This is a genomic window from Nocardia sp. NPDC004123, from assembly GCF_053603795.1.
In genome coordinates this window covers 155,244-180,575 of the sequence record NZ_JBSGGG010000011.1, presented here as the reverse complement: position 1 = coordinate 180,575, position 25,332 = coordinate 155,244, and the positions used below count along the sequence as shown (strand labels likewise).

Annotated in this window: 25 protein-coding genes; 6 read left to right on the top strand and 19 right to left on the bottom strand. The window is 69.1% G+C overall.

Translation table 11 applies throughout. The features are described 5' to 3' along the window. Positions 1–152: 152 nt before the first annotated feature. Entirely contained in the window at positions 153–740 is a 588-nt protein-coding gene (locus tag ACWEQQ_RS17940) for a Uma2 family endonuclease (protein WP_452348944.1), read from the bottom strand. Between the two features lie 102 nt (positions 741–842). Further along, positions 843–3,026, bottom strand: coding sequence for a malate synthase G (locus tag ACWEQQ_RS17935; protein ID WP_452348943.1), 2,184 nt, complete (start codon positions 3,024–3,026; stop codon positions 843–845). A 183-nt stretch (positions 3,027–3,209) separates the two neighbouring features. On the opposite strand from ACWEQQ_RS17935, the gene ACWEQQ_RS17930 reads away from it, so the two are divergent. From ACWEQQ_RS17930 to ACWEQQ_RS17920, 3 genes are read left to right on the top strand one after another with little or no spacing between them, the layout of a single operon-like run. Continuing rightward, positions 3,210–3,956 carry an SDR family NAD(P)-dependent oxidoreductase gene (locus tag ACWEQQ_RS17930; protein ID WP_452343750.1) on the top strand — a complete coding sequence of 249 codons (747 nt, stop codon included), beginning with the start codon at positions 3,210–3,212 and terminating at the stop codon, positions 3,954–3,956. Next, on the top strand, positions 3,953–4,594 hold the full coding sequence (locus ACWEQQ_RS17925) for a TetR/AcrR family transcriptional regulator (protein ID WP_452343751.1): 642 nt from the start codon (positions 3,953–3,955) through the stop codon (positions 4,592–4,594). The genes ACWEQQ_RS17930 and ACWEQQ_RS17925 overlap by 4 nt, the downstream gene beginning before the upstream one ends. Before the next feature lie 2 nt (positions 4,595–4,596). Further along, the gene (locus tag ACWEQQ_RS17920; RefSeq protein WP_379402010.1) at positions 4,597–5,886 is read left to right on the top strand and encodes an acyl-CoA dehydrogenase family protein; all 1,290 of its coding nucleotides are present in this window, start codon (positions 4,597–4,599) and stop codon (positions 5,884–5,886) included. A 67-nt stretch (positions 5,887–5,953) separates the two neighbouring features. Here the strand turns inward: ACWEQQ_RS17920 and ACWEQQ_RS17915 are convergent, their stop codons facing one another. The 5 genes from ACWEQQ_RS17915 to ACWEQQ_RS17895 all read right to left on the bottom strand — a co-directional run bounded on the left by ACWEQQ_RS17915 (position 5,954) and on the right by ACWEQQ_RS17895 (position 10,850). Continuing rightward, positions 5,954–6,457, bottom strand: coding sequence for a DUF4231 domain-containing protein (locus ACWEQQ_RS17915; RefSeq protein WP_452343752.1), 504 nt, complete (start codon positions 6,455–6,457; stop codon positions 5,954–5,956). A gap of 101 nt (positions 6,458–6,558) precedes the next feature. Beyond that, positions 6,559–7,281 (bottom strand): PaaI family thioesterase, encoded by a 723-nt coding sequence (locus ACWEQQ_RS17910; protein WP_452343753.1) that lies wholly within the window; start codon positions 7,279–7,281, stop codon positions 6,559–6,561. A gap of 204 nt (positions 7,282–7,485) precedes the next feature. Further along, positions 7,486–8,484 (bottom strand): adenylate/guanylate cyclase domain-containing protein, encoded by a 999-nt coding sequence (locus tag ACWEQQ_RS17905; protein ID WP_452343754.1) that lies wholly within the window; start codon positions 8,482–8,484, stop codon positions 7,486–7,488. A gap of 129 nt (positions 8,485–8,613) precedes the next feature. Further along, positions 8,614–9,198, bottom strand: a complete 585-nt coding sequence (locus tag ACWEQQ_RS17900; protein WP_452343772.1) for a DUF305 domain-containing protein — start codon at positions 9,196–9,198, stop codon at positions 8,614–8,616. A gap of 74 nt (positions 9,199–9,272) precedes the next feature. Continuing rightward, positions 9,273–10,850 (bottom strand): LVIVD repeat-containing protein, encoded by a 1,578-nt coding sequence (locus ACWEQQ_RS17895; RefSeq protein WP_452343755.1) that lies wholly within the window; start codon positions 10,848–10,850, stop codon positions 9,273–9,275. A gap of 268 nt (positions 10,851–11,118) precedes the next feature. Here ACWEQQ_RS17895 and ACWEQQ_RS17890 point away from each other — a divergent pair, with 268 nt between their 5' ends. Next, positions 11,119–11,745 (top strand): DUF4232 domain-containing protein, encoded by a 627-nt coding sequence (locus ACWEQQ_RS17890; RefSeq protein WP_452348942.1) that lies wholly within the window; start codon positions 11,119–11,121, stop codon positions 11,743–11,745. An 86-nt stretch (positions 11,746–11,831) separates the two neighbouring features. Here ACWEQQ_RS17890 and ACWEQQ_RS17885 read toward each other — a convergent pair whose 3' ends face one another. Then, positions 11,832–12,110 (bottom strand): winged helix-turn-helix transcriptional regulator, encoded by a 279-nt coding sequence (locus ACWEQQ_RS17885; protein WP_452348941.1) that lies wholly within the window; start codon positions 12,108–12,110, stop codon positions 11,832–11,834. Between the two features lie 131 nt (positions 12,111–12,241). Between ACWEQQ_RS17885 and ACWEQQ_RS17880 the strand changes: the two genes are divergently transcribed. Continuing rightward, entirely contained in the window at positions 12,242–12,814 is a 573-nt protein-coding gene (locus ACWEQQ_RS17880; RefSeq protein ID WP_452343758.1) for a carboxymuconolactone decarboxylase family protein, read from the top strand. 18 nt (positions 12,815–12,832) lie between these two features. Here the strand turns inward: ACWEQQ_RS17880 and ACWEQQ_RS17875 are convergent, their stop codons facing one another. The 4 genes from ACWEQQ_RS17875 to ACWEQQ_RS17860 form a co-directional block, all read right to left on the bottom strand. Further along, positions 12,833–13,765, bottom strand: a complete 933-nt coding sequence (locus tag ACWEQQ_RS17875) for a 3-methyladenine DNA glycosylase (protein ID WP_452349013.1) — start codon at positions 13,763–13,765, stop codon at positions 12,833–12,835. Beyond that, positions 13,765–14,829 carry a hemolysin family protein gene (locus ACWEQQ_RS17870; RefSeq protein WP_452348940.1) on the bottom strand — a complete coding sequence of 355 codons (1,065 nt, stop codon included), beginning with the start codon at positions 14,827–14,829 and terminating at the stop codon, positions 13,765–13,767. Before ACWEQQ_RS17870 ends, ACWEQQ_RS17875 begins: the two co-directional genes overlap by 1 nt. Further along, positions 14,822–16,198 carry a hemolysin family protein gene (locus ACWEQQ_RS17865; protein WP_452343774.1) on the bottom strand — a complete coding sequence of 459 codons (1,377 nt, stop codon included), beginning with the start codon at positions 16,196–16,198 and terminating at the stop codon, positions 14,822–14,824. The genes ACWEQQ_RS17870 and ACWEQQ_RS17865 overlap by 8 nt, the downstream gene beginning before the upstream one ends. Before the next feature lie 337 nt (positions 16,199–16,535). Continuing rightward, positions 16,536–17,972 (bottom strand): GuaB1 family IMP dehydrogenase-related protein, encoded by a 1,437-nt coding sequence (locus tag ACWEQQ_RS17860; RefSeq protein ID WP_354831806.1) that lies wholly within the window; start codon positions 17,970–17,972, stop codon positions 16,536–16,538. Positions 17,973–18,067: 95 nt separating this feature from the next. Between ACWEQQ_RS17860 and ACWEQQ_RS17855 the strand changes: the two genes are divergently transcribed. Continuing rightward, a complete protein-coding gene (locus ACWEQQ_RS17855) occupies positions 18,068–18,508 on the top strand; it encodes a nuclear transport factor 2 family protein (protein WP_452348939.1) in 441 nt (146 codons plus the stop codon). An 8-nt stretch (positions 18,509–18,516) separates the two neighbouring features. Here ACWEQQ_RS17855 and ACWEQQ_RS17850 read toward each other — a convergent pair whose 3' ends face one another. From ACWEQQ_RS17850 to ACWEQQ_RS17820, 7 genes are all read right to left on the bottom strand, one after another. Further along, positions 18,517–18,900 carry a hypothetical protein gene (locus tag ACWEQQ_RS17850; RefSeq protein ID WP_452343762.1) on the bottom strand — a complete coding sequence of 128 codons (384 nt, stop codon included), beginning with the start codon at positions 18,898–18,900 and terminating at the stop codon, positions 18,517–18,519. A gap of 215 nt (positions 18,901–19,115) precedes the next feature. Beyond that, positions 19,116–20,819 (bottom strand): DEAD/DEAH box helicase, encoded by a 1,704-nt coding sequence (locus ACWEQQ_RS17845; protein ID WP_452348938.1) that lies wholly within the window; start codon positions 20,817–20,819, stop codon positions 19,116–19,118. Then, positions 20,812–21,753: a M48 family metalloprotease gene (locus ACWEQQ_RS17840; RefSeq protein ID WP_452348937.1), complete on the bottom strand. Its 942-nt coding sequence runs from the start codon at positions 21,751–21,753 to the stop codon at positions 20,812–20,814. The genes ACWEQQ_RS17845 and ACWEQQ_RS17840 overlap by 8 nt, the downstream gene beginning before the upstream one ends. Before the next feature lie 43 nt (positions 21,754–21,796). Next, a complete protein-coding gene (locus tag ACWEQQ_RS17835) occupies positions 21,797–22,198 on the bottom strand; it encodes a BlaI/MecI/CopY family transcriptional regulator (protein ID WP_354831823.1) in 402 nt (133 codons plus the stop codon). A 78-nt stretch (positions 22,199–22,276) separates the two neighbouring features. Continuing rightward, positions 22,277–23,104: an ABC transporter ATP-binding protein gene (locus ACWEQQ_RS17830; RefSeq protein WP_452348936.1), complete on the bottom strand. Its 828-nt coding sequence runs from the start codon at positions 23,102–23,104 to the stop codon at positions 22,277–22,279. Continuing rightward, positions 23,101–24,150 carry a FecCD family ABC transporter permease gene (locus tag ACWEQQ_RS17825; protein ID WP_452348935.1) on the bottom strand — a complete coding sequence of 350 codons (1,050 nt, stop codon included), beginning with the start codon at positions 24,148–24,150 and terminating at the stop codon, positions 23,101–23,103. The genes ACWEQQ_RS17830 and ACWEQQ_RS17825 overlap by 4 nt, the downstream gene beginning before the upstream one ends. Before the next feature lie 119 nt (positions 24,151–24,269). Continuing rightward, positions 24,270–25,307, bottom strand: a complete 1,038-nt coding sequence (locus ACWEQQ_RS17820) for a FecCD family ABC transporter permease (protein ID WP_452348934.1) — start codon at positions 25,305–25,307, stop codon at positions 24,270–24,272. Positions 25,308–25,332: the final 25 nt, after the last annotated feature.

Here is a 25,332-nt window from a genome sequence, read left to right as displayed (position 1 = left end):
AAGCGAATCATCCCGGGCGAGCTGCCAGCGGCCCTGAGGCGGGGGCTCAACTTCCCGATCGACCTCGAACGCGACGAGCCGCCTGAGGCTGAAAAGCCCTGGGCGGCTCGCTGTTTCACTCTGAGGGGTATTCGGCTGACCTGACGAAGAAGTCAAGAAAAGTCGGCCAAGCGGGACAAGGGGAAGGAGATCGGGAATGGGTCGGAGACCTCGAGGACGCCTGCTTCCTCGAGAATGATCGGGTCACCGTAAACGGCGCCGTTGAGGCGGCGGATCTGGATCCGTGGATGCGGGTCGAAATCGACCAGCCAGTACTGATCGATTCCGGTGCGGGCGTATTCGATCACCTTGCGGCCGCGGTCTTCTCGCTCGCTGCCCGAGCCGCGCGACACGATCTCGATCGCAAGTTGGACGTCATTGCCGGGGTACAGGGAAAGCCCCAGGTCGCGAGCGTTCCTGGCAGCGGCTGCGCTCATGACGGCTACATCGGGTTTCCGGGCGCCCGACGGTGTCGAGATATCCATCGGAGCTTGGACGTAGGAGTTGGTCCCGGAGTCTTCGGCTGCGCGTTCCACGATGCGCGCCAGGACCCGCGCGAGGTAGTCGTGGCGAGTGCTCGGCGGCAATTCGATCAGCCAGCCATCGACGAGTTCGTGTGCGTTGCCGTCATCGGGAAGGCCGTGCAGATCTTCCACGGTGTACGGTCCGTAGCCGTACCCGTCCTCGTCGGCGACACTCACCGGCTCCTGTCCTTTCATCAGGGAACTTCGCCAGTCTAAAGCGAATCCCCGGTCGACCATTGTCGACCGGGGATTCGTTTCATGAGGTGGAGCGGATGTGTCCTAGACGGACTTGTTGAAGGCCTTGGCCTCGCGGCGGCGGCGGTGCAGGATCGGCTCGGTGTAGCCGTTGGGCTGCTTGGTGCCCTCGAGGACCAGTTCCTTCGCGGCCTGGAAGGCGATGGAGGCGTTGAAGTCCGGGGCCATGGGGAAGTACGACGAGTCGCCGGCGTTCTGGCGGTCGACGACGGGGGCCATGCGCTCGAGGGAGGCGATGACATCCGCCTCGGTCACGATGCCGTGGCGCAGCCAGTTGGCCATCAGCTGGCTGGAGATGCGCAGGGTGGCGCGGTCCTCCATGAGGCCGATGTCCTTGATGTCGGGCACCTTCGAGCAGCCGACGCCCTGGTCGATCCAGCGCACCACGTAGCCGAGGATGCCCTGCGAGTTGTTGTCCAGCTCCTGCTGGATCTCCTCGGCGGACCAGTCGGTGTTCGGGGCGAGCGGGATCTCGAGGATCTCGGCGACGGTGGCGCGCGGGCCGCCCTTGGCGATCTCGGCCTGCCGCTTGAACACGTCCACCAGGTGGTAGTGGGTGGCGTGCAGGGTGGCGGCGGTGGGCGAGGGCACCCAGGCGGTGTTGGCGCCGGACTTCGGGTGGCCGACCTTCTGGACCAGCATCTCGGCCATCAGATCGGGCATGGCCCACATGCCCTTACCGATCTGCGCCTTGCCGGGCAGGCCGGTGGCCAGGCCGGTGTCGACGTTCCAGTCCTCGTAGGACTTGATCCACTGCTGGGCCTTCATCTCGGCCTTGCGGACCATCGGCCCGGCCTCCATGGAGGTGTGGATCTCGTCGCCGGTGCGGTCCAGGAAGCCGGTGTTGATGAAGACCACGCGGTCCTTGGCGGCGAAGATGGACGCCTTCAGGTTCACCGTGGTGCGGCGCTCCTCGTCCATGATGCCGACCTTGAGGGTGTTGACCGGCAGGCCCACGACCTCTTCGACGCGGCCGAACAGCTCGTTGGTGAAGGCCACCTCGTCCGGGCCGTGCATCTTCGGCTTCACGATGTAGATCGAGCCGGTGCGGGTGTTCTTCAGCTGGGTCTCGCCGTTGAGGGCGTGCTTGGCGATCAGGACGGTGATCAGGCCGTCCATGATGCCCTCGGGCACCTCGTTGCCGGCGGCGTCGATGATCGCGTCGGAGGTCATCAGGTGACCCACATTGCGCACGAACAGCAGCGAACGGCCGTGCAGCACAAGCTCACTGCCGTCGAGGGCGGTGTACACGCGGTCCGGGTTCATGGTGCGAGTGAAGGTCTTGCCGACCTTCGACACCTGCTCGGCCAGATCGCCCTTCATCAGACCCAGCCAGTTGTGGTAGCAGAGGACCTTGTCCTCGGCGTCCACGGCCGCGACCGAGTCCTCGAAGTCCATGATCGTGGTGACCGCGGACTCCAGCACCACGTCCTTGACGCCCGCGGTGTCGGTCGAACCGATCGGGGAGGCCGGGTCGATCTGGATCTCGATGTGCAGGCCGTTGTGCTTCAGCAGCACCGAGGTCGGGTTGGCCGGGTCGCCCAGGTAACCCACCAGCGCGTCGTTGTCGGCCAGGCCGATCTCGGTGCCGTCCTCGAGGCCGACCACGAGCTCGCCGTCCTCGATCGAGTACTTGGTGGAGCCGACGTGCGAGCCGGTGATCAGCGGCACGGCGTCGTCGAGGAAGTTGCGGGCCCACTCGATGACCTTGTCGCCGCGGACCTTGTTGTAGCCCGAACCCTTCTCCGCGCCATTGGCCTCGGAGATGGCGTCGGTGCCGTACAGGGCGTCGTACAGCGAGCCCCAGCGCGCGTTCGCGGCATTGATGGCGAAGCGAGCGTTCATCACCGGCACGACCAGCTGCGGTCCCGCCTGGGTGGCGATTTCGGCGTCCACGTTCTCGGTACCGATCTGGAAGTCGGCCGGTTCGGGACGGAGATAGCCGATCTCGGTGAGGAACTGCTTGTAGGCAGCCTTGTCGTAGCCTGCGCCCGGGTTCGCGCGGTGCCACTCGTCGATCTTGGCTTGGATGTCGTCGCGTTCCGCCAGCAGTGCGCGGTTGCGGGGAGCGAGGTCATTGATGACGGCCTCGGCACCCGACCAGAACGCGGCGGAATCAACACCGGTGCCGGGAAGGGCCTCGTTCTCCACGAAATCGTGGAGCACCTTGGCAACCTGCAGCCCGCCGACCTGAATCCGCTCTGTCATCTACTGCCTCATTTCGAGAAGCCGGGTGGAAAAAGTACGGGCGTCATATTACTCGCGGTTACCGGGCGGTATTTCACGGCCTCGGGGTTGAGGCCTCGAACGATGGGGGTTGATTGTATCGATCGGTATATTTAATGTACTGGTTGGAACATTTTCCGGCCGCTCCGAGCGAAGGTGCGATTCATGGGAAAACCCTTGTCCGGCAAGGTCTCTGTGGTAACCGGCGGCAGTCGCGGGCTCGGGCGCGAGATGGTGCTGGCGCTCGCGGCGGCCGGATCCGATGTCGTCATCGCCAGCCGCAAGCTCGGGGCATGTGAGGAACTAGCCTCCGAGGTGCGCGCGAAGACCGGGCAGCGGGCGCTGGCGGTGGCCTGCAATGTGGGCGACTGGGAGCAGTGCGAGACGCTCGCCGAGGCCGCCTACGGCGAGTTCGGGACGGTCGACGTACTGGTCAACAACGCCGGGATGTCCCTGCTCTATCCCAGCTTGGACCAGGTTTCCGAGGCCATGTTCGACAAGGTGATCGCCACCAATCTGAAGGGGCCCTTCCGGCTCTCGGCGCTCATCGGCGCGCGCATGGCCGCGGCGGGCGGCGGATCGATCGTGAATATATCTTCCATCGAGGCCGCGCATCCCGAACCGCTGGCGGTGCCCTACGCCGCCGCGAAGGCCGGTCTCGAGGCCCTGACCGTGGGGCTGGCGCACACCTACGGGCCGTCGGTGCGGGTGAACACGATCCGCTGCGGCCCCTTCGACACCGATATCGCCAAGGCGTGGCCGCCGCAGATGCGCGCCGAACTGGCCCGGCACACCGCCCTCGGCCGGATCGGGGTGCCCGCCGACATCGCGGGGGCGGTGCTGTTCCTCGCCTCCGACGCCTCCGCCTACTGCACCGGCGCGACCCTCGCCCTGGACGGTGGATTCCGATGACCGCCGCCGTCCCGGCCCGCCGCCGCGGCCGCCCGCCCGCGTCGGCGAGCGGACCGGGGGAGACCCGGGAGCGGATCGTGCGCGCGGCGCTGGAACTGTTCGCGGAGCAGGGTTTCCACGGCACCGGCGTCGCCGAGATCGGGGAACGGGCCGATGTGCAGCGCGGGGCGCTGTACTACCACATCGGATCCAAGGAGGAGCTGCTGTGGCAGATCCTCGCCGACTACACCCGGCTCATGCTGGCCGAGGCCGAGCAGATCGCGGACGGCCCCGACTATCCGATCACCAAGCTGCGCAAGCTGATCCACAGCCACGTCCGGCTGATCATCGCCAATCGCCTTGCCGTGGCCATCCAGCTGCGCGACGTCACCGCGCTGACCGGCGAACGGGCGCGGGAGCTGCAGGAGCTGCGCGACCGCCTGCAAGCGCTGTGGCAGCAGGTCATCGACGCCGGCCGGGCCACGGGCGTGCTGCGCACCGACGACCACGTGGTCACCAACGGCGTGCTGGGCATGCTCAATTCGGTGACCTTCTGGTACCGGGCGGACGGGCAGCACACCCCCGACGAGATCGCCGACATTCTCTGCACCACCGTCCTGGACGGACTCATCCAACCGCGCAAGAGCACGAAAGGCTGATCATGGCTTGGGATTTCGAGACGGACCCGGAATACCAGAAGAAACTGGACTGGGTCGCGGAGTTCGTCAGGACCGAGGTGGAACCTCTGGACCTGCTCTACCCCAACCCCTACGACCGTCGGAACCCGGAGATCCGGGCGCTGATGAAACCGTTGCAGGAGAAGGTGAAACAGCAGCAGCTGTGGGCCTGCCACCTGGGACCCGAGCTGGGCGGACCGGGCTACGGGCAGCTGAAGCTGGCGCTGCTCAACGAGATGCTGGGCACGTCCCTGTGGGCCCCGCTCGTCTTCGGCTGTCAGGCACCGGATTCCGGCAACGCCGAGATCCTGGCCCACTTCGGCACGCCCGAGCAGAAGGCGAAATACCTGCAGCCCCTGCTCGATGGCGAGATCGGCTCGTGCTACGTCATGACCGAGCCCACCGGCGGTTCGGACCCGACGGCCTTCCGGACCCGCGCGGTGCGCGAGGGCGAGGAGTGGGTCATCAACGGCGAGAAGTGGTTCAACTCCGCGGCCGAGTTCGCCGCCTTCCACATCGTCATGGCGGTGACGGATCCGGACGCGCCGCCGCATCAGCGGCTGTCGATGTTCATCGTGCCCGCTGACGCCCCCGGTCTCGAGATCGTGCGGAACTTCACCGTCCCCGGTTTCAGCGAGCACGAGGCCCACCTGCGTTTCACCGACGTGCGCATTCCGGCGGACGCGCTGCTGGGCGCGGAGGGCCTCGGCTTCGTCGTGGCCCAGACCCGCCTGGGCGGCGGCCGCGTCCACCACGCCATGCGCACGGTCGCGCTGGTGCGCAAGGCCTTCGACATGATGTGCGAGCGGGCCGTGTCGCGGCCGATGGGCAAGGGCGTGCTCGGCGGCAAGCAGCTGACCCAGGAGAAGATCGCCGAATCCTGGATCGAGATGGAGCAGTTCCGGCTGCTGGTGCTGCGCACCGCCTGGCGCATCGACAAGGAACAGGACTACCGCAAGGTCCGCCACGACATCGCCGCGATCAAGGTGGCCATGCCCAAGGTCATGCACGATATCGCCCAGCGTGCCATGCATCTGCACGGGGCCATCGGCGTCAGCACCGATCTGCCGTTCCTCGACATGATGAACTACGCCCAGGTGATGGCGATCGCCGACGGGCCGACGGAGGTGCACAAGATCACCTTGGCGAAGGAGGTCCTGAAGACCTACGCGCCCGCAGATCCGGTCTACCCCAGTGGTTTCCGGCCCGCCCTGCGCGAACAAGCGCGGCAGCTGGTGGCCGACCGGCTCGAGCACGCCGTCGGAAACCTCTAGCCCGCCTGATCGAAAGGCCCACGGACGAGGGCGATCCGGTGCCTCTCGTCCGCGGGCCGATCGGCGATCAGGGCGCCGGCGAGGGTTCGTCGATGGTCTTGATGTAGTCGTCCACGTAGGTGGAGAGGATCTGCTCGACACTGAGCAGGAACTTGGTGGCGTTCGCGGGGGTGGGGCCGCCCGCGTAATCGCCCGCGCCGGCGACGAAGCGCCAGCCTTCGGAGAGCAGCAACTGCTGGGTGCGGCGGTTGGTCGCCACCCGCTGGTCGGCGTGGAAGATGGCGGCGCTGCCGGTGGCCACCACGGCCACCCCGCCGGCGAAGGCGGTGGCGGCGCGGATGAGGGAGCCCTCGAATCCGGCCAGTCCCGTCACCACGGCGCTGGCGACCATCGCGATGAACCGGAGAATCTGCCCCCAGCTGCGGAATCGGCCGGTGAGGCGGCCGGTGTTGGCGATCTCGCGGGCGTAGGTGCTGGTCCAGAAATCGTGGAACGCGGGGCCGACGACATTCCAGTCGATGACCGCTGCCATGGCGTCGGTTTGGGCCTGGGGCGACGAAGATCCTGCCACCCGGTCAGTGTGGCACGCGTGCCGTTGCCGCGCTCAGCGGTTGCGGCGAGTCCGCCTCGCGGCCAACGGCATCGGCGGCGCGGCGCGCGCGGCGCGCGGGCTCAGCCCCGGCGCGGTTCGATCCAGAGCGCTTCGGACAGGGCGCACAGTTCGCCGTCGGCGGTCGAGAGCGCCACGCCGACCGTGTGTTTGCGGCCGTCGCGCGCCACCACCCAGGCGTGCGAGATGTAGTCGGCCCCGGCGTACATCGGGCGCAGCTGTTGTGAGGTCATGGCGGCGGTGAACGCGCCGCTGCCCATTCGCGAGAAGACGAACGCGGCGCGGCCGCCCGGACAGTCGAGCGCCGACCAGACCACCTCGGGCGGGAGCTCCCCGGACTCGTCGGCGAGCCCGGCGTCGGGGGTCCAGGCGGCGGCCATCATCTGCTCGCCGGGCAGCTCCGACGGGAACAGCAGCAGCCCGCGGCCCGGCTCGCAGGCCAGCCCGCAGCCGTAGCAGTCGGTGACCGTCCGGTCGCCCGACAACCCCAGTTCGACAGCGGATTTCGCCGCCGCCCAAGTGGGCGCGGGCAGCGGATCGAGGGTGAGCGCCGCGGGCGCGGCCTCGACCAGCAGGGTGTCGTCGGTGGCGGTGAAGGCGACGCGGCCGTCGCCGGGACGCGAGAGCAGAATCGGGGTGTCGACCGTGACGGCACGCCGGAAGTCGACGCGCACGGTGTCCGCGCCGGAATGGGCGGCCAGCAGGCCCGCGAGGTAGCCGCCGAACGCGATCTCCGGATAGCCGTGGACATGCGTCGGAATGGTGAGCGCCTCGGCCCGAGTCATGCTGACAGTCAACCTCTCCCGGCCGGTCGGCCGATCATCCCTTCGACCATACCCACGGCAGGCCGGGGCGCAGCCGGTGAAATTTCCCACTCGCGGTGAGAGCGATGACGAGGCCGGGCATCGGCCGGAACAGCCGAGGTTCGGGCGGGGATCACCGGGGCCGGCCCACGGTTGCCCGGGCCCGGCCGCGGCGGAGCGGTCGGGCTAGCGGCGCTTGCGCTCGCGGACCAGGTGGGAACGCAAGCGGGAGAAGCCCTTGACCCGCACGCTGCGCAGACGGCGGATGGTCAGTTCATCGTCGCCGTCGAGTTCGGCCGCCGCGCCGTCGTCGACCAGGACAGTGCCGGGGCGGGCCACACCGGTGAGCCGGGCAGCCACATTGACGACCGTGCCGTAGAGGTCGCCGAAGCGGGTCAGGACCGGTCCGTAGGCCAGGCCCACCCGGATCTGGGGCATCTCCGGAATCGTCTGGGCCGCACGGGTGATCGCCGTATTGAGGTCCAGCCCGATGCGGGCGCCGGAGCGGGCGTCCTCGGCGGCGAACATCACCTCGTCGCCGACATTCTTGATCACCCAGCCGCCGTGCGCGGTGATCACCTCGGTGGTCGCGGACTCGAAGGTCTCCAGCAGTTCGGTCAGCTCGTCGGGGTCGAGGTGGCGGGACAGGCGGGTGTAGCCGACCATATCGGCGAAGCCGACCAGCAGGTGGCGGGTGGCTCCGCCGGAGGCGAGCGAGCGGGTGAGCGCCGCGGCCATGTGCCGTTGCCAGGCGTAGTCCTGCAATTCGGCGAGGACCGCGATGGCCTGTTCGGTGGCCTCCCGGCCCGCCTCGGGCCGCCCGGCGCCGGCCGCGATCCGGCCGCCGATCTCACGGGTGATCAGATCCGCCTGCCACTCGGCGAGCCGCGCCATCGCCTGACCCAGCGTGCGGGCGGCGGCGATCTGGTTCTGCTCGTTCGCGATCGAGGCCTGGTCCAGGCTGGTGAAGGCGCGAATCGCGGCGACATCGTTGTCGGTGAACGCCACCTCGTCGTCGCTGGCCGCGGCCGGAAAGCCCAGCGCCACCCAGAGCTTGCGGGCCCGGTCGGCGGGCACACCGGACAGCTCGGCCACCTGCGCGCGGGTGTACCGGCGCGGGCCGCCGAGCAACGACCGTTCGACCACCGCGTCGACCGCCTCGGTCAGGCCACCAGATTCGATCATGCCGCCAGTACAGCACATCGAGTGGCGGAGACAGGGGCGTCCCGCGGCAGCGTCCGATTCCGCCAGTCGAGCGATGAAGACTCCAAAACCGTTGCGGCCGTGGGCGACAGGCAGTACCTCAGCCGCACCTCAGGAGAGGGGCTGGGCGTCGCGCTGCGCGAGCAGGATCGTCATCAGCCCCGATTCCTGCGACTGGGCCGTGATCATGCCCCGCGCGGCCTCCTTCACCGGACCCGACGCGAGCAGCCGATCGGCCGCCTGCGCCATGGCCACGCCACCGCGGTGGTGGCGCAGCATGAGCTGCAGGAACAGGACCTCGGCGGCCTTGCCCCGGGCGGCGGCCAGCGAGTCGAGTTCGGCCTGGGTGGCCATGCCGGGCATGGAGGTGCCGTTCGTACCGGTCATGGCCGGCATCGAATGGTCGTGCGCGGCAGCCGCATCCGCCGTCATCCACGCCATCGGATGGGTGGAGTCGGGCGAGGCGTTGGCCAGGCGCAGCCAGCCGAGCATGGTGCCGATCTCCATGCGCTGGGCATCGGCGATCTGCTGGGCCAGCCGGCGCACCGTGGGATCCACCGCGGAATCCAAGCGCTGCACCATGATCAGCGCCTGCTCGTGATGGGCGGTCATGTCCTGGCTGAAGCCGATCTCGACCCGGCTGAGCACCGGTGGCGCGGAACGGCTCTCGGGAATCAGCAGTGGGCGCAGCAGCATCCCGGCCGCCAGCAGGGCGAGGGCGAGCACCGCCAGCGCCGCCGGCCGCCGGACCCGAGCGCCCGGGCCAGCCGTCACGATCCCACCACGGACTGCTGGTCGGCGGGCGGGGTGTACACGTCGTCGGCGAGCTGCAACACCATGAAGCCGTTGTCATTGCAGGTGGCCCACAACTGGTTGCCGTGCCACTCCGGCGGGGAGAAGCACCAGTCGGTGGACAGGTCACCGAAGGCGACCATGCCGGACCGCGACGAGAGCGCCTTGTTCGGATCGAACTTGCCCTCCAGCACCGCCCGCGCCGCCGACGGGAACTCCATCACCGGCACACCGATGAGTGAGGCCAGGGCGTGCGGGGAGTTCCACAGCTCCAGGTTCCGGCCCTTGCGGGCGGGCGGATTGAAGTACGCGATCTCCTTGGCGTGGAACGGATCCCGCACATCGAACACCCGGATGCCGGATTCCTCCCAGCCGCACGCCAGCGCGGTCGGATTCTCCGGCCGATCGGCGGCGCAGTAGTGGGCGTCGTAGGAGAACACCGAGCCGCCCATGGCCGAGGCCAGCATCGAATCCTGATGCTCGGGCAGGTTGATCTCCAGCTTGATCTTGGCCGCGACCGTCGGGTTGGTCTCGTCGGAGATATCGATGAGCTTCACCCCGCCCGCGCCGCCCTCGTCCACGGTGAACAGGTACGGCTTGCCGTCATAGGTGACCGGAATGCTGTGCTGGGTCGCCCAGCCATCGGTCCAGAACACCCGTCCCAGATGGTTGACCTGCGGGTTCGGATCCCGGCGCTGCACCGCGCTGATGTCCAGCACGGTGAAACCGGCCAGGGCGGACAGGTACATGCGGTTGCCGTCCGGGCTGATCCCGAAGCCGTGCGCCTCGATGCCGGTGAGGCCCTGCCAGATCACGTGCGGATTCGCCGGGTCGGTCAGGTCGACCGCGCTGACGAAACCGGGCGCGATGCCCGAGGCCCAGTAGGTCCGGCCGTCCGGGGAGAACCCGCCCTCGTGGGTCGTGATCGGCAGCGGCATCAGCAGATTCGTGCCCGCACCCGGATTGAGCAGCCTCGGGTGGGCGCAGTCGGAGATGTCGTAGACCGACAGGAACCCGGCGCCCTCGCCGACGGGAACGCCGGTGCCCACCAGCAGCTTTCGCTCGGCATTGACCTTGAGCGATTCCCACGTGCCGGCGAGCATGGCGGGTTCGGTGAGGCTGCCGGTCACCACCGGGTTCGCCGGATCCGATACATCCAGCACCTGCACACCCTGCGCGGGCCCGAGAATATTGCCCGGGAACATCGACCCGGTGTAGGAGCAGTGGTCGTAGGTCGCCGAGGTGATCCCCGCGCCCCTGCCCACATAGCCGCCGACGAACGACAGATTGCACCGATACCCCAGCGTGCTGCGCCCGCTGTTGCGATCCTCGGCCGGAACATCGCCCTGCAGACCGGTTTCCGGCAGCGCGTCGTCCCCGCAGTCCGCCCGCGGCACCGAGGTGCGCCCGACATCCAGGAACTGCTGCACCTGATTCGCGATGTCGGACTGCAGATCCGCCGTCGCACCCTGCATCGGCAGCAGGGCCGCCCCCAGCAGCGTCACCGCCAGCACCGCCGCCGGCTTGGACCGGCGCACGCCTGTGAACCGCATCATTGCGGTTACCCCCGTCTTCTTCCGAAATGTCCGTATCGTGACCGGTGGCACAGACAGCTATGCAATGTGGTCACCATTACGTCTCGAAACGCTAACGCATAAACTGACTGTCCGGTAGGGCGAGTCACAAATAAGTGTCTGTGACACTATCGGTCAATGGGGCTGATCGTCCCGGGAGCCGGACCAAATCCCTTGCTGCAGTGCGTAACAGACCCGGTCGGCCCGTCGATTTCGGAAACATCCGATGATCGAAGGGGGTAGGTGACTCATGCGCACAACAGGATTCACGGCACTACTGGCGTGCGCCGTACTGGCAGCCGCCACCGGATGCTCGAGCTCCCCGTCCTCCACCCCATCCGCCGCGCCGACCACCTCCGCGCTCACCACGGGCGGCACCCCGTCCGGTGGCAACCAGGGCGGCGGCGGCCCGGCCACCGGCACTCCCGCCTCCACGACCGCGCAACCCACCGACACCCCCATCGCCGCCTGCGCTTCCGGCCAGATCGACGTCACCGCGAAGAGCATGGGCGCCGCCATGAGCCACAACGGCATAACCCTCACCTTCGCCATCGCCAACCCGTCTCAGGCCTGCGCCCTCACCGGCTACCCCGGCCTGGACGAAATCACCGACACCGGCACCGTCATCCACGCCGAGCGCACCCCCAACGGCTACATCGGCGGCCTCCCCGCCGGCACCGACACCCCACCCGCCGTGGTGGTCAAATCCGGCCACCCCGCCCACGCCATCGCCGAGGGCACCTCCTGCGGCCCCTACAGCAAACCCGACCCCAAAGTCGTCAAAACCGAAGTAACCGCCCCCAACTCAACCGACACCCGCGTAATCGACACCGCCGTCTACACCTGCACCCTCGAGATCCACCCCGTCACCGAGTAACGCGTTGGCTGCCACTGCGTTCGCTCGGTGCTCACGATGATCGCGAACAGGGCAGTCGAGGTGCCGATGGTCGTGGTCTCTGCGAGTCAGTCTGTGCTGGAATGGGTTTCGGCCCAAGTGATGGCCCAGGCGTCGAGTGGGCCGAGTGCGCCGCGCAGGGCGGCGCCCAGTGGAGTCAGCGCGTACCCGTCTTCGTCTGCGTGCAGCACCCCGGCCTCCGCGAGTTCCCTCAGCCGTTGGTACAGCACGCTGGACGACAGTCCCTCGCATCGAGCGAGTAGACCTCGCGCTCCGACCGGGCCGTCACGAAGTTCCCAGATGATGCGCAGGGTCCACCGCCGTCCGAGCAGGTCGAGGGCCGCCATCAGCGGACGTCCCGTCGATGAACCGCGTACCGGTCTTCCGGGCCGTGGGACTCCCATCGCACTCCTTGTGTTTCGAATATCGAAACACTAGCATCCGGGGTGTTTCTATTTCCGAAACATGGGAGTTGGACATGTCCAGGATCGAACCTCTCGAGCCGCCGTACGCCGAGGAAACCGGCTCACTGCTGGCCCGAATGATGCCCGGCGGCGCGGCCCCGATCGGTCTGTTCCGGCTCTTCGTCAAGAACCTGCCCATGGCCACCGCAATGCACGGCTGGGGAGGCTATGAACTGAGCAAGGAACTGTCACTGAACCTGCGCGAACGCGAGATCGTCATCGACCGGACCACTGCCCGCTGCGGTTGTGAATACGAGTGGGGTGTACACCTCGCGGTCTTCGCCGGGCGTGCCGGGCTCACCACGGAACAGCAGATCTCGCTCACCCACGGCGAGCCCGACGATCCTTGCTGGACAGTGGAATCCGAACGCCTGCTGATCCGCGCGGTCGACTCCTTGCACGGCGAGGGCGATATCGATGACGGCCTGTGGGGCGCGCTGGCGAAGGAGTTCGACGAGCGGCAGTTGCTGGATCTGGTGCTGCTGTGCGGCTGGTACCACGCGATCAGCTTCGTCGCGCGTGTGACCAGATTGCCGAACGAGCCCGGTACGCCGAACTTCGCCGATCTGGCGGCGACTACGGAATAGACCCACCGCCCCTCCGCTTTACGGCGCGGGCGTGATCACCCCGGTCAGCAGCGCTCGGCAGGCATCGAGCAGGCGGGTGCGGAGGACTTCCGCGCGGGTGGCGATGTCGGCTTGGGCGCGGACGTATTCGGCTCGGCCGGTGGGGGTTTCGATGCAGATGGGGGTGTAGCCGTAGGAGAGGAGGTCGTAGGGGCTGGCCTTCATGTCGAGTTCGCGGGCGGCGCAGGCCAATTCGAAGGCCTCGAAGAGGAGGTCGGAGGAGATCAGGGGGGTGAGTTTGAAGCCCCACTTGTAGATGTCCATGTTGGCGTGGAGGCAGCCGGGTTGTTCGCGGTCTATTTGCAGGTCGCGGGTGAGGGGTTCGGCATTGCGGGGGGCCGCTTCGGGGGTGAAGAAGCGGAAGGCGTCGAAGTGGGTGCAGCGCAGCTGCATGGAGTCGACTACGGCGTCGGTGCCTTCGGAGCCCAGGCGGAGAGGGACCTGCTGGTGGCGGACGTCGTCGGTGCGGTAGACCATGGCCCACTCGTGGAGGCCGAAGCAGGACAGCTGGGCGGGGCGGGTGGCGGTGGCCGAGAGCAGGCGGGCGACGAATTCGAGGGTGTCGCGGCGCTTTTCGAGGAAGGCCGGGTCGGCGGTCCAGCCGGAGGAGGGGACACCGTCGGCGGGAGGGGGCGAGACCTGGTGGTAGCCGCGGGAACCCGCGTAGTCGCCGGCATCGGCGAGGACCACGCCGAAGCCGGGGTGCCAGCGTCTGAGCTGGGCGGGCTTGTGGCCGTAGTAGGTGAACAGGAAATCGATCACCGGGTGTTTCGAACCGACCGCCCGGCGTTCGAGGTACGGGCCGACCAGGGCGTCGACGCGGTCGCGGTGGGCGGCCGCCCGGCCCCGCCAAGCGGGGCCGGACAGCCATTCGGGTCCGGGTGACACGGTGGAATCGGTGCGCACATTCATCATTCGGCGAGGCGGTGGGTGGCGTCGCGGACGGTGCCGACGAACTCCTCCACCAGATCTTCGAGGGCCACGATGCCGACCGTATTGCCGCGACTGTCGACCACGCGGCCCAGATGCGAGTTGGTGCGGCGCAGGCGGGCCAGCGCCTCGAACAGGGTGGTGCCCATGCTGACGGTGGGCAGCGGGCGGATATCGGTGCGGGGGATGGGGGTGCCCGGGCCCGCACTGTCGTCGGCGGTCAGATCGAGCACGTCCTTGACGTGCAGGTAGCCGACCAGGGAACCGTCGTCCGCGCGCACCGGGTACCGGGAGAATCCCGTCTCGGCGACGGCGGATTCGATATCGCCCAGCGTGGTCCCGTCCCCGCGCAGCGGCACCGAGCGGGTCTCGGCCAGCGTCACCATCACATCGGCGACGATCCGGTCGCTCGAGCCCAGCGCCTGGGTGAGGCGGCGGTGCTCCTCCTCGTCCAGCAGACCCTCCGAACGCGACTCGCCGAACATCTCGGCCAGCTCCACCGACGACACCGTGGAATCCAGCTCGTCCTTGGGCTCGATCCGCAGGGCGCGCAGGGTGATATTGGCCGCGAAGTTGTAGATCGCGATCAACGGCTTCGCCAGCCGCAGCCACATCAGATGCAGCGGGACCAGCAGCAGCGCCGACCGTTCCGGCCCCGCGAGCGCGATGTTCTTCGGAATCATCTCGCCCAGCAGAATGTGCAGGATCACCACGATGGTCAGCGCCAGCGCGAACGAGATCGGATGCAGCAGCGAATCCGGCACGCCCACCAGATCGAACGGCTTCTCCAGCAGATGCGCCACCGCCGGCTCACCCACGCGACCCAGCAGGATCGAGCAGATGGTGATGCCCAGCTGCGCGGCCGCCAGCATCATCGACAGGTTCTGACCCGCCTCGATCACCGTGTTGGCGCTCCGCTTGCCCTGCGCGGCAAGCGCTTCCAGCCGGTCGCGGCGCGCGGAGATGAGCGCGAACTCCGCACCCACGAAGAACGCGTTGCCCAGCAGCAGCGCCAGCGTGAGCAGGACGGCGTAGAGATCACCCATGGCTGTGCTCCCAGGTCGCGAGGGCCTCGGCGTCGACGGGCCGGATCAGGACGCGGTCGATGCGCCGGCCGTCCATCCGCTCCACCCGGGCGATCCAGCCGCCCTTGGTGTGCGGCTGCTCCAGCTGGTGGTTGCCCGGGTGCGGCAGCAGCACCTCGTCGCCGGTCTCGGGGATCCGGCCCAAACGGGTCAGCACCAGGCCGCCGATGGTCTCGTACTCACCCTCGGGCGCGTCGTAACCGGTGGTGCGGGAGACCTCGTCGATGCGCAGCAGGCCCGAGCAGTTCCAGCCGTTCGGGGTGCGGCGCACGTCGAGCTCCTCCTCGTCGTGCTCGTCGCGCACGTCGCCGAGGATCTCCTCGATCAGGTCCTCCATGGTGACGATGCCGGCGGTGCCGCCGTACTCGTCGACCACCAGCGCCACCTGCATGCCGTCCCGGCGCACCCGGTCGAGCACCTCGTCACCATCGAGGCTGGCGGGCACGATCGGCACCGGCTGGGCGATCGTCTTCAGCTTGATGCTGCGGCGATCCCTGGCCGGATGCACGAAGGTCTGCTTCACGTGCACGAAGCCCAGGGTGTTGTCCAGGTCGCCGTCGATGACCGGGAAGCGGGAGTAACCGGTCTCGCGGGCGGCGTCGACCAGATCGGCGAGAGTGCAGTCCTGATCGAGGGATTCGATCGTCATCCGCGGCGTCATCAGCTCCTCCGCGGTGCGCTCACCGAACTGCAGCGAGCGGTCCACCACCTGCGCGGTGCGCTGATCCAGCACCCCGTGCAGCGCGGAAGTCCGCACCAGCGAACCCAGTTCCTGCGGCGAGCGCGCCGAACGGAGTTCCTCCGCGGGCTCCACGCCCAGCCGGCGCACCGCCCAGTTGGCGGCCCCGTTCAGGAAATTGATCATCCACTTGAACACGGTGGAGAACGCGATCATCGGCCCGGCGGTCAGCCGTGCCATGGACAGCGGGTTGGCGATGGCGATGTTCTTGGGCACCAGCTCGCCGTAGATCATGGACAGCGAGGTCGCGATGAGCAGTGCCAGCGCCAGCGAAATGCCCTGTGCGGTACCGGCGCTCACCCCGAACGAGCGGAACATCGGCTCCAGCAGCCGCGCCAGCACGGGCTCGGCGATATAACCGGTGATCAGCGTGGTGATGGTGATGCCCAGCTGGGCGCCCGACAACTGGAACGAGAGTGTGCGATGCGCCTGCCGCACCTGCCGGGCCCGGCGGTCGCCGTCGCGGGCGTGTGCCTCCACCGTGGAGCGTTCCAGGGCGGTGAGCGAGAATTCGGCAGCGACGAACAGTGCCGTGCCGGCGGTCAGAGCGATGAATCCGAGCAGACTGAGAACGGTGAGCAGGACCGACACGGTCAGCACCACCTGGCCGTTTCCGAAGCCGGTATTGCGGGGAAGCCGGGTTCGTCACCCGGCTCGGTAGAGGAGCCCTCCTGTGAAGCGCCCTTGGACGCGGGTGACAACTTGTTCCTTTCGCAGGGGTTACTGGCGGAGATACGCCACGGATACCCATTTCTTGGGTCCGGTCAGGCCATGCTACCGGGCGGCTTCCGTGGTTTCCGCACAGCGGTGCCGTATCACATCCGGCGGCGGCCCCGCATCGCCGCAGGGCCGGGCTCCGCACACGCGAAACCCGGCGGGTCCGAGGGGACCCGCCGGGTTCGGGATGTGCAGTACTACCCGGTGGTGATCACCAACCGGAGGGCAGCGGCCGGCCCTCGGCGAAACCGGCGGCCGACTGCACGCCCAGTACGGCGCGCTCGTGGAACTCGCCGATGGTGCGGGCGCCGGCGTAGGTGCAGGAGCTGCGCACGCCGGAGGTGATGTGGTCGATCAGGTCCTCCACGCCCGGGCGCTCGGGATCCAGGCGCATGCGCGAGGAGGAGATGCCCTCCTCGAACAGCGCCTTGCGGGCCCGGTCGAACGCCGAGTCGGTGGCGGTGCGGGCGGCTACGGCACGCTTGGAGGCCATGCCGAAGGACTCCTTGTACCGGTTGCCGTCGCGGTCGACGCGCAGGTCGCCGGGCGACTCGTAGGTGCCCGCGAACCAGGAGCCGATCATCACGTTGGCCGCGCCGGCCGCGAGGGCCAGGGCCACGTCGCGCGGGTGGCGCACGCCGCCGTCGGCCCACACGTGCTTGCCGAATTCCTGGGCGGCCGCGGCACATTCGGCCACCGCCGAGAACTGCGGGCGGCCCACCCCGGTCATCATGCGGGTGGTGCACATGGCGCCGGGGCCCACACCGACCTTGATGATGTCCGCACCGGCCGCGATCAGATCGCGGGTGCCGTCGGCGGAGACCACATTGCCCGCGACCAGCGGCACGCCCAGATCCAGCGCGGCCACCGAGGCCAGCGCCTCCAGCATCTTCTGCTGGTGGCCGTGCGCGGTGTCCATGACCAGGACGTCGGCGCCCGCGTCGACCAGGGCCTTGGCCTTGGCCGGGATGTCGCCGTTGATGCCGACGGCGGCCGCGATGCGCAGCCGGCCATTGGCGTCGGTGGCCGGGGTGTAGATGCCGGTGCGGATGGCGCCGGTCCGGGTCATCACGCCGGCGAGGGTGCCGTCGGCATGGACCAGCACGGCCAGGTGGGCGTGCTCGGCCTCGAGCAGATCGAAGATGTCGCGCGGCGAGGAGTCGGCCGGGGCGCTGACGAAATTGGCGTCGGCGACCACGCTCAGGCGGGCGAAGCGGTCCACGTCGGCGCAGGCGGCCTCGGTGACCACACCGACCGGCTTGCCGTTCTCGACCACCACGACCGCGCCGTGGGCGCGCTTGTGGATCAGGGCCAGCGCGTCGGACACCGACTGGTCGGGATCGAGCACCACGGGGGTGTCGGCGGTGAGCGAGCGGCTCTTGACGAAGGCGATGGTGGCGGCGGCCGCGGGGATCGGAAGATCCTGCGGCAGTACCACGATGCCGCCCCGACGGGCGACGGTCTCGGCCATGCGGCGGCCGGCGACGGCTGTCATATTGGCGACCACGAGCGGAATGGTCGTGCCGCTCCCATCGGTGGTGGAGAGATCGACATCGAACCGGGACGCCACATCCGTCCGGCGGGGGACGAGGAAGACGTCGTCGTAGGTCAGGTCGTAGGGCGGAGTCTGCCCGGGAAGAAACTGCACGTTGGACCATGGTAGCTGAATGCTGGGAGTTCGCGGTGCGATCGGGCGGGGAAAATGCCAGGCGGGCGCCAGCGGGGTCTCCTATGTTGGCGTCCGTGACCGATCTTGCGGCGCTCGCCGATCGACTGGATGTCAGCGACACCATCACCAAACTCTTCGTCTACTGCGACCAGGCCCGCTGGGCCGACCTGCGCGAGTCGGTACTCGCGGCGGAGGTGTTCTTCGACAACGGCTTCGGCGGACCCGTCGGCCCGCGGCCCGGCGCCGACATCGCCGATGCCTGGGCCACCGGCCTGGGCGCTCTCGACGCCGTCCACCACCAGGCCGGCAATCACCTCGTCGAGATCACCGGCGACACCGCGCTGGCCCACGCCGATGCCATCGCCGTGCACGTGAAGAACGACGCCACCGGCGGCACCACCCGCTGGTTCGTCGGCAGCTATGTCCTCGGCCTGCAGCGGACCGAAAAGGGCTGGCGCATCGACCGTTTCGAATACCAGCTGAAGACCATCGACGGCAATGCCGACCTGCTCTGAGCGGTAGCTCAGGACGCGGTGGGGATGAACAGCGCCTCGAAGGGCGGTTCGCCCACCGCGACGGTCGTGTGACCGCGTCCCTCGGTGTCGGCGGCCAGCACCAGATCGCCCGGTGCGAACCGCCGGCGCTCACCGTCTGAGGTGGTCACCTCGATCACGCCGCGCAGCATGACCACCCACTGCCGGGCCGGGGCCGGATGCGGCGCACTGTCGAAGCCCGCGCTGCGCAGATAGGACACACCCGCGGTCGAGGGCATGCCGCCGACGGCCATGGCGGGCACTCCGATCGCCAGAGTTCGCTCAGCCAAAGGGATTTCGGCGTCGGTGAACGTCGAACCGCCCTCGTTCGTGGCTTCGATGACGGTGTAGCGCAGGTTCTTTCGTTCGCTCATGGCCCAAATGATCACCGCCCGGCTGCGAGTTCGCGATTCCCTGCGGGGAATGACGCGGAGGCTGTCCGCTCCCCGTGCCGGGTCATCCAAGTGCCGTTTGCTAATAGATTGCTACGGCCACTTTCGGGCTCGGAGTTATCTCAATCTCGTCCGATTTGCCGGAAAACCCGCTCGATTTCGCGCGCGTGTCGTAGGAACGTCCAAACGTGTCGGCGTCACCGGGACGAGCGTCGGGCCGCGCCCGGCTTGCGCTTCTTGTTGTGCGGCCGGCTCTCGCCCTGCGGCCGCTGCCGGAACCGCGCCTGCTCGCGCGGAGCCTCCGCCGCGGGCGCCGGCGGCGCCGAGGGATCCGCTACCGGACGGCCGCTCGGCCGGCGCGCGCCCGTGATCTCGAGCAGCCGCCGATCGCCCGGCCGCACCTCCACGTCGGTGAGCGTCACCGAGGCTCGCTCCGCCAGTCGCGCGGCCTCCTCCCGATCGTCCGGGGTGACGATGGTGACGACCGTGCCCGACGCGCCCGCCCGCGCGGTCCGCCCGGTCCGGTGCAGATAGTCCTTGGGATCCGCGGGCGGATCCACGTGCACGACCAGCGAGACATCGTCGATGTGCAGCCCGCGGGCGGCCACATCGGTGGCGACCAGTACGGGTGCCGTCCCGTCCGCGAATGCCGCGAGCATGCGATTGCGCTGGTTCTGCGCCTTCCCGCCGTGCAGCGCTACCGCGCCGATCCCGATCTCGCGCAGCTTGCGCGCCAGCTTGTCGGCACCGTGCTGGGTGCGCACGAACAGCAGCGTCCGGCCCTGCCGCGCGGCGATCTCGCTGACCACTGCCCGCTTGTCGGACCGCCGGACATGCAGGGCGTAGTGCGCGATATCGGGTCCGGCCGCGACGCTCCCGAGCTCGCTGCCCGAATCCGTGTCTGCCGCACCCGTTTCCACCGGCCCCGCCGACGTCGCGGCCGGAAGGGTGCCGATCGCATGGGTCGCCGGTTCCCGCAGGTACTTCCGTACGAGTCCGTCGACCGTCTCGTCGAGGGTCGCCGAGAACAGCAGCTGCTGCGCCTCGCCCGGCACCTTGTTGAGCAGCGCCGTCAGCTGCGGCAGGAAGCCCAGCTCGGCCATATGGTCGGCCTCGTCGACCGTGACGACCCGAATGTCGCCCAGCTGCACCGCTTTCCGCCCGAGCAGATCGGTCAACCGCCCCGGCGTCGCGATGACGACGTCCACCCCGCGCGCCAGCCGCTCCTCCTGCTTCTTGATCGGCAACCCGCCGACCGCCGTGGCCAGCCGCAACCCCAGTGACAGCGCGGGCTCGTCCAACGCGCTCTCGATCTGAATCGCCAGCTCGCGCGTCGGGGCCAGAATCAGTCCGCGCGGCCGCCGCGGCGCACTCGGCGCACCGAACAGCCGCACCAGCATCGGCAGCCCGAACGCGAGCGTCTTCCCCGACCCCGTCGCCGCCCGGCCCAGCACGTCCCGTCCAGCCAGAATGTCCGGAATCACCGCTGCCTGAACAGGAAACGGCTTATCGATTCCGCCCCGCCGCAGCGCCTGCACCAGCACCGGCGGCAGTCCCAGATCCGTGAACCGCACCTCGCCACCCTCGGAACCGGCCCTCACGCGCTCGTCCACCGGGCTCGCGGTCCCAGCCGGGTCGCGCTGGTCCCGCCCGCTCTCGCGGGCGCCGGTCCGGAGGCGGGCTTCGGCCGCTCGGTCGGTCGGCGAAGCCTCGGCTGCGGGTGACGAGTCGGTGGCGATGGTTTCCTCCCGGGCTGAAGTGGGTGTCGAAGTCGAAGTGGGGTTGCCGCTGGTCGCGGGCGGTGGCGAAAGGCTCTCGCCCGGGCCGGAATCGGCGGCGGGCATGGCGGATTGCGCCGCGCCCGAGTCGGATTCGGGAGCGGGCAGGTGGGAGTCAGGCACGGCTGACCAGGCGGCTGAGCTCGACCAGCCAGGGGATCGCGACGGCGAGGGTCGGGACGACCAGGATCGCGGCGGCGGCGAAGTAGGCGGCGACGGCGATGCGGAGATCGCCGATCGGACCGGCCAGGCGCTGGATGCGGATCAGGGTGGTGGGGCCGCCGACGGCCATGGCGCCCTGCGGGGCCGGGGAATTGGAGCAGGCCACCAGGGCGCGCGCCAGGGGAGTGGGACCGGTGACCTTGACCGCGGAGTCGTCGGCGAGCAGTTCGATGAGCAGCTTCACCGAGTCCAGCGCGGATTTGGAACGGACCACGCGGGGGAACGCCTCGTGCGCGGCGGTGAAGGCCTCGAGCACCAGATCGTGGCGGGCGCGCAGGTGGGAGCGCTCGTGGCTGACGATGGCGGTGAGTTCCTCGTCGGACAGATTGGTGACGGTGCCCTGGCTGAGGACCACGCGCCGGCGCAGGCCGGGCAGGCAGTAGGCGATCGGCTCGGTGGCGGCCAGTACCCGGATGTCGGCGGATTTCCGATGCACACCGGACTGATCCAGCAGGTCGACCAGCATGCGGTGGTGGGCGCGGCGGCGGCGGGTGTGGATGCCGACCCGGATCACCGACCAGATCAGCCGCGTCCCGACGAGCAGGGTGAGCGCGAACACCAGGACCAGGGCCAGCCACAGCGGCAGACCGAGGGCGTCGATCTCCTTGCTGGGCGTGGTGGTCGGACGGCCGTCGCCGCCCGGGACGAGGAGCCGGGAGGCGATGGCGAGTCCGGAACCGAAGGCGCTCAGCACCGCGGCCAGCGCGATCGCCTGCCACAGCACCAGCGCCGCACGGGGGCTGCGATAGGGCCAGGTGGCACGGCTGAGCAGCGTTGGCACCGGTCCCGCCAATAACAAGGCGAGACCGGCGAAAACCGGCGCTGTCCAGTCCATGTCCTCAGCTCACTGCGTTGTGGGGCTCGGGCCGAGGCTACGGCTATTTGGACTCGGGTTTGTCCTTGCGCGCCACCTCGGTGGCTTCGAGCTTAGCGAGTGCGTCGCGCAATGCGGCAGCCTCGTCCGCGCCGACCTGTTCGACGAAGTGCACCAGCGCGGCGCGGCGACTGCCGACTTCGTCCGCCTGCTGCAGTGCGTCGACCATGAGGCTGGCGACGAGTTCGTCGCGCGTGTGCACCGGCGCGTAGCGGTGCGCACGGTCGTCGCGCTGCTGGACCACCAGATTCTTCTTCGCCAAGCGCTGCAGAACGGTCATCACCGTGGTGTACGCGAGTTCACGACGCTCAGCGAGGGCTTCATGGACCTGCCGGACCGTTTGCGGTTCGTCGGCCGACCACAACTGGTCCATGACCGCTTTCTCGAGTTCACCAAGACCTGCCATCCCACAAGTTTACGGAGACAACGACAGGAATGCGTACTACAGCCCGTCGTAACCGGCGAGTTGCTGGTGTGGTATTGCTCATACCCCGGCATCCGCCGGCATGTCTCCGGATCGGGAGTCGCGCACGTGCCGGGCGCCGATGGGCACGATCATCGGCCGCCCCGACACCGGGTCCTCGAGCACCTCGGCGCGCAGGCCGAACACCGCGCGCAGCAGCTCGGCGTCGATGATGTCGGCGGGGACGCCCTGGGCGACGATGCGGCCGGCGTGCATGACGATGAGGCGGTCGCTGTAGCGGATGGCCAGGTTCAGATCGTGCAGGACCATGACCACGGTGCGGCCGAGATCGTCGTGCAGGCGATCGACCAGGTCGAGGACCTCGAGGGAATGGGCGAGGTCGAGGTAGGTGGTCGGCTCGTCGAGCAGCAGGATGTCGGTGCCCTGGGCCAGGGCCATGGAGATCCAGGCGCGCTGGCGCTGGCCGCCGGAGAGCTCGTCGAGGGTGCGGCCCGCGAGCTCCGCGATACCGGTCTGTTCCAGGGCGGCGGTCACCTCGGCCTCGTCGTCGGCCGACCATTGCCGCAGCCAGGACTGATGCGGATGACGGCCGCGGGCAACCAGATCCGCGACGGTCAGGCCCTCGGGCGCGACCGGCGTCTGGGGCAGCATGCCGACGATGCGGGCGATGTCCTTGGTCTTCATGGTGGAGATGGCCTTGCCGTCCAGCAGGACTCGGCCCGACCGGGGCCGCAGCAACCGGCCCAGGGAGCGCAGCAGCGTCGACTTGCCACAGCCGTTGGGGCCGATGACGGTGGTGATCAGCCCGGGCTCGATCTGCACCGAGAGCCCGTCGACGATGATCCGCTCGCCGTAGCCGAGGGTGATGTCTTCCGCCGCGAGAGTCACAGGGTCGCCTTCCGGTTGGTCCGAGCGAGCAGGTAGAGCAGGAACGGTCCGCCGACGGCCGCGGTGACCACGCCGACCGGCAGCGAGACGGGAAAGACGGTGCGCGCGAGCAGGTCCGCCCCGACCACCGCGATCGCTCCGACCAGCGCCGAAGCGATGACCGGTTCCCCGGGCGTGCGCAGCAGCCGCCGCGCGATCTGCGGCGCGGCCAGCCCCACGAACCCGAGCGGGCCCACCGCCGCGGTTGCCAGCGCGGCGCAACCGACCGCGGCGGCAATCAGAATCGCCTGCTGGGTCTGGATGCGGACGCCGAGGATGCGTGTGGTGTCGGTGCCGAATCGCAGCGCGGCCAGCGTCCGCGCCGACCCGGCCGTGACGAGCAGCGCGACGCCCAGGCCGATCGTGGCGGGCACCAGGGTCGACCAGTCCGCCGCGTTCAGCGACCCGGTGAGCCACTGCTGGGCATGCGCGGCATCGGTGAGCGTGGCCCGCGTCAGCAGCCAGCTCACCACCGACAGCAGCGCCGCGTTCACGCCGATCCCGATGAGCACCAACCGGAATCCCATGACCCCGCTGTCCCCGGTCGTGGTCCGGCCCCAGGCCAGCAGGTAGATCAGTACGGCCGTGAGCAGCCCGCCGACCAGTGCCGCCGCCGAAACACCCAGCGCCGCGGCCGTACCCGTCCCGACGCCACCCATCCCGACGAGCACCGCGACCGCGCCGCAGCTCGCGCCGGAGGTGATGCCCAGCAGATCCGGGCTGGCCAGCGGATTGTGCAGAATCGACTGTGTCACCGCGCCCGCCAACCCCAGCGCCGCCCCGACCACGATCGCGGTCAGCGCCCTGGGCAGCCGCGAATCCATGATCACGAACCGCTGCGCGCGAGTCCCCCCGCCGCCCAGCACATCCAGCACCCGTCCGAGCGGAATCCGGAACTCGCCCACCGCGATATCCAGCGCGAACAACCCGAGCAGAATCGCTGCCAGCGCAACCACGGTGAGCACCGCGCCGATTCGCAGCACCGCCGAGATTCGACCCACTCGCACCGCAGGTCGAACCGTGCGCACCGTGTCGACGGAACTCGGCGCGGTGTTTCCGCGCGTGTTTGCCGTGGGGTGGCTGGGGCTCACTGCGCTGCGGGTGGCATTGGGAGGTGTCGGAAGAGTCACAGGCTCACCAGCTTTCGGCGGCGGACCAGAAGGATGAAGAAGGGTGCGCCCAGGGCGGCGAGGGTGACGCCGGCCTGGAGTTCGCCCGGGCGGGCGATGAGGCGGCCGGCGGTGTCGGCCAGCAGCAGGACCAGGGCGCCGAGCAGGCCCGAAAAGGGGAGTAGCCAGCGGTAATCGGGGCCGGTGAGGGCGCGTGCCAGGTGGGGGACGATCAGGCCGAGGAAGGCGATCGGTCCGACGGCGGCGGTGGCCGCGCCCGCCAGGAGGACGACCGCGGCCAGGCCGAGTGCCCGGCTGCGGGTGACGTTCACGCCGAGACCGCGGGCGACCTCATCGCCGAGGCCGAGCAGGTTGAGGGCGGGGGCGGAGGCCAGGGCCAGGATCGCGCCCAGCGCGAGGAACGGCAGCACCTGACCGAAGGTGGAGGCGTCGTGCCCGGCCACGTCGCCGACCACCCAGTAGCGGTAGGTATTGAGCGCCGTGCCGTCCAGCAGGACAACGATATTGGTCATGGCCTGCAGGAACGCGGTGACGGCCGCGCCGGCGAGGACCAGGCTGAGCGGGCTCGCCCGGCCGCCCCCGAGCGAGGAGACGCCGAACACCACCAGGCCCGCGAGCAGCGCGCCCGCGAAGGCGAACCAGATGTACTGCGCGGGCGTGGTGAGGGCGAGCAGGTGGATGCTCAGCGCGGCCAGGAAGGCCGCGCCCGCATTGATGCCGAGTAATCCGGCGTCCGCCAGCGGGTTTCGGGTGTAGCCCTGGATCAGGGCTCCGGCCATGCCGAGCGCGAGTCCGGCGACCAGGGCGAGTCCTGTTCGCGGAAGGCGTAATTCGCGCACGATCTGGGCGGCCGAGCCGTCCGCGGGACACGAGAGTGGCAGTCCACCAGGGCAAATGAGCGCGTCGTACACGGTCCCGAGGCTCAGATTCCGGGAGCCGAGGGCAATGCTGGCCGCGATGGCACACAGCAGCAGGGCGGCGAGGACGAGAAGTCCGGACAGACGTCGCCGTCTGGTGGTGACTACGGCGGGCACGGTGACGAACTACTCCTGACGCGTT

Excerpts from the sequence above, each read along its gene's own strand:
- ACWEQQ_RS17890 (WP_452348942.1), top strand. The coding sequence starts at position 11,119 with ATGCGCACAACAGGATTCACGGCACTACTGGCGTGCGCCGTACTGGCA.
- ACWEQQ_RS17935 (WP_452348943.1), bottom strand. The coding sequence starts at position 3,026 with ATGACAGAGCGGATTCAGGTCGGCGGGCTGCAGGTTGCCAAGGTGCTC.
- ACWEQQ_RS17875 (WP_452349013.1), bottom strand. The coding sequence starts at position 13,765 with ATGAATGTGCGCACCGATTCCACCGTGTCACCCGGACCCGAATGGCTG.
- ACWEQQ_RS17900 (WP_452343772.1), bottom strand. The coding sequence starts at position 9,198 with ATGCTGCTGCGCCCACTGCTGATTCCCGAGAGCCGTTCCGCGCCACCG.
- ACWEQQ_RS17930 (WP_452343750.1), top strand. The coding sequence starts at position 3,210 with ATGGGAAAACCCTTGTCCGGCAAGGTCTCTGTGGTAACCGGCGGCAGT.
- ACWEQQ_RS17920 (WP_379402010.1), top strand. The coding sequence starts at position 4,597 with ATGGCTTGGGATTTCGAGACGGACCCGGAATACCAGAAGAAACTGGAC.
- ACWEQQ_RS17895 (WP_452343755.1), bottom strand. The coding sequence starts at position 10,850 with ATGATGCGGTTCACAGGCGTGCGCCGGTCCAAGCCGGCGGCGGTGCTG.
- ACWEQQ_RS17835 (WP_354831823.1), bottom strand. The coding sequence starts at position 22,198 with ATGGCAGGTCTTGGTGAACTCGAGAAAGCGGTCATGGACCAGTTGTGG.
- ACWEQQ_RS17850 (WP_452343762.1), bottom strand. The coding sequence starts at position 18,900 with ATGAGCGAACGAAAGAACCTGCGCTACACCGTCATCGAAGCCACGAAC.
- ACWEQQ_RS17870 (WP_452348940.1), bottom strand. The coding sequence starts at position 14,829 with ATGGGTGATCTCTACGCCGTCCTGCTCACGCTGGCGCTGCTGCTGGGC.
- ACWEQQ_RS17880 (WP_452343758.1), top strand. The coding sequence starts at position 12,242 with ATGTCCAGGATCGAACCTCTCGAGCCGCCGTACGCCGAGGAAACCGGC.
- ACWEQQ_RS17910 (WP_452343753.1), bottom strand. The coding sequence starts at position 7,281 with ATGACTCGGGCCGAGGCGCTCACCATTCCGACGCATGTCCACGGCTAT.
- ACWEQQ_RS17905 (WP_452343754.1), bottom strand. The coding sequence starts at position 8,484 with ATGATCGAATCTGGTGGCCTGACCGAGGCGGTCGACGCGGTGGTCGAA.
- ACWEQQ_RS17925 (WP_452343751.1), top strand. The coding sequence starts at position 3,953 with ATGACCGCCGCCGTCCCGGCCCGCCGCCGCGGCCGCCCGCCCGCGTCG.
- ACWEQQ_RS17885 (WP_452348941.1), bottom strand. The coding sequence starts at position 12,110 with ATGGCGGCCCTCGACCTGCTCGGACGGCGGTGGACCCTGCGCATCATC.
- ACWEQQ_RS17840 (WP_452348937.1), bottom strand. The coding sequence starts at position 21,753 with ATGGACTGGACAGCGCCGGTTTTCGCCGGTCTCGCCTTGTTATTGGCG.